This is a genomic window from Natronomonas sp. (genome assembly GCF_036625485.1).
Lineage (GTDB): Archaea > Halobacteriota > Halobacteria > Halobacteriales > Haloarculaceae > Natronomonas.
The window spans coordinates 1-2,658 of the sequence record NZ_JAZKTR010000238.1 but is presented as its reverse complement, the minus strand read 5'-3'; the positions used below and the strand labels follow the sequence as shown (position 1 = coordinate 2,658).

Genomic DNA, 2,658 nt, shown 5'->3' with positions numbered 1-2,658 from the left:
GAACGGGCTTCGGGGAGCCGTTCGAAGGGGTCGAACACCCCCTCGTATTAACTGGCACAACCTGTGATGTGAGGATAGTTTTTAAGTAGAGTAACTCTTGAACAAGAATCAAGAGAGATGTTATCGGCGCTAAAATCAACGGTAGACATCATAACGGGGGTGATCAATTCTTATATCCCCGCCCCCGCTGCCTTCGTGGCCACTATTCTCGGTATCGTCGCCGTCGGTATCTCCCTGTGGTTGTTCGTTAGCTGGATTTATCGGCCGATGGGCGAACGGCTCGAACCGGTCCTCGAGACGCGAGAGGAAATTGCCATCCTCATGCATCCGAACCCCGACCCGGACGCGATGGCATCAGCGATGGGAATCGCCCATCTGGCCTCGATGGTGGATACGGAGTACACGATCCAGTACCCGGGACAGATTCGACATCAGGAAAACCGCGTCTTCGAGAACGTTCTCGACCCCGACTTCGACCGGATAACTCGTGCCGACGAGATCGCGGCCGACGACGTCGTTCTCGTCGACCACAATACGCCACGTGGTTTCGAAGGCATGGATTCGATAATGCCCATCGCCGTCATCGACCACCACCCCGGCGACGGAACGGGGCTTGATTTCACTGACAAGCGGACCAACTACGGCTCCTGCGCGAGCATCGTGACCGAGTACCTCCGGGACGTCGGCGTGACGCCAGTTGCACCCAGCGACGTGGACGATGACCTCGGAGACGTCGATGGGAAGGACGCCGATACCACCATCCTGCCCCCGAACCTTGCCGTCGGACTCATGTACGGCATCCACTCCGACACGGAGCAGCTCACCTCGGGAGCCATCGGTGCCGACTACGAAGCCGCCTCGTACCTCTGTCAGGGCGTCGATGAAAAACTCCTCGGTCGTATTGCCAGCCCCGAGATAGATACCGAGATTCTGGCTATCAAGGGCCGTGCCTTCTCCAATCGTGAGAAACGCGGCTCGTTCCTCATCAGCGACGTCGGTGAGGTCAACAACATCGATGCGATTCCCCAGGCCGTGGACGAACTCATCCGCCTCGAAGGCGTGACCGCCGCCGTCGTCCACGGCTCTCGCGGCGGGATGACCCACGTTTCGGGGCGGTCCCGTGACGACCGGGTCGATATCGGCGCGGCGCTGGAGGCGGTGGCCGCCGAGGTGCCGGAAGCCAGCGCTGGCGGTCACTCACGCATGGGCGGCGGGAAGTTCCCCATCCCCGAACTCGTCACCGACGGCGGGAACAGCGACCCGCTGACGGGCCCACCACCGGAGTTCAACGACGACCTTTTCGCCGCGCTGGAGGGTGATATCTGATGGTTCACCATCGTATACGAACGGTACCTGTACGGCCCGCTCGTCGCGACGTCGGATGCTCCGGAGGAAACGACGAATGAGCATCAAACTGCTTCGCGGTCGGCCGGAGGAACGGTTCAAGTTCGCTATCGGGCTCCTCACTGGAACCGTCATCGCGCTCCCCGTGAACGTCCTTACCCTCACCAACTGGGGGTCGTCACCGGTGTTCGGCTACCTCCTCGTGGCGGCCGTCATCGGGTCGCTGGTGTTTCGGAGGCGGGTATTCGTCCTCGGCGTCGGTAGCTCCATCCTCGTTATCAGTCTCCCACAGGCTATCGCGGCGCTTCTCCCGACATCACTCACGAACTGGCACGTGTCCGCGGGCGTGCTCTGGTTGATAGCGTTGGCCATACTCGGCTGTCTGTATCTCATGCGCGAGGCCGAGACGCGAACGGATGCCGACGTCGATACGCGCTGGCTGTTCCGCTCGCAGGAATAGCGAGGGGCACCCTCGACCGGGTCCGACCGGGACATACTTAACAGGAATCCCGTCGATGGCCCACGTATGGCCCGACGAAGCGTGCTGTTCTCCCCCGGCGATCAGCCGGCACTGATGCATAAAGCGCCGAACACCGGCGCCGATACGGTCGTGTTCGACCTCGAAGACGCCGTCGCCCCCGGCCGGAAGGCCGACGGACGGGCGGCGGTCAACGACGTCCTGACGGACCCGGCGTTCGACCCCGACTGTGAGGTCTGTCTTCGGGTCAACGCCGACCCCGCGACGGCCGATGCGGACCTCGAAACCGCGCTGGCCGGCGACCCCCGCATCGACGCCGTGATGGTGCCGAAAGCCGAGTCGGCCGCGGGCGTCCGCGAGATGGACGAGTTGGTCCGCGAACACGGCTACGATCTGCCGATCTTCGCGCTGTGTGAGTCGGCGGCGGGCGTGCTCAACGCACAGGCAATTGCTGCCACGCCGGCGGTCGACGCGGTCGCCTTCGGCGCGGAGGACCTCTCGGCGGATATCGGCGCGACCCGAACCGACTCCGGCGAGGAGGTATCGCACGCCCGCCAGCACGTCGTCCTCGCGGCGGGGGCGGCCGATATCGATGCCATCGACACCGTCTTCACGGATATCGAGGCCACCGACCGACTGGCCGAGGAGACGGCTTTCGCGGCCCAACTCGGCTACGACGGCAAGATGGCCATCCACCCGGGGCAGGTCGGCGTCATCAACGAGGCCTTCACGCCCCCCGAAGCGGACGTCGAGTGGGCAGAGCGCGTCCTCGAAGCGCGCGAGGCGGCCGACGACGAGGGACGGGGTGTCTTCCGTGTCGACGGCGAGATGATAGA

General features: G+C 63.7%; 3 protein-coding genes. All 3 read left to right on the top strand.

The genetic code is table 11. The features are described from left to right. The first annotated feature begins 195 nt into the window (after positions 1-195). Positions 196-1,326 carry a DHH family phosphoesterase gene (locus V5A53_RS14440; RefSeq protein WP_332314310.1) on the top strand — a complete coding sequence of 377 codons (1,131 nt, stop codon included), beginning with the start codon at positions 196-198 and terminating at the stop codon, positions 1,324-1,326. Between the two features lie 76 nt (positions 1,327-1,402). Further along, positions 1,403-1,804, top strand: a complete 402-nt coding sequence (locus V5A53_RS14435) for a hypothetical protein (protein ID WP_332314309.1) — start codon at positions 1,403-1,405, stop codon at positions 1,802-1,804. Positions 1,805-1,870: 66 nt separating this feature from the next. Next, positions 1,871-2,658, top strand: a 788-nt coding sequence (locus V5A53_RS14430; protein WP_332314308.1) for an HpcH/HpaI aldolase/citrate lyase family protein, incomplete at its 3' end; no start/stop codon positions are given.

Coding starts and splice junctions, on each gene's coding strand:
- V5A53_RS14435 (WP_332314309.1), top strand. CDS start 1,403: ATGAGCATCAAACTGCTTCGCGGTCGGCCGGAGGAACGGTTCAAGTTC.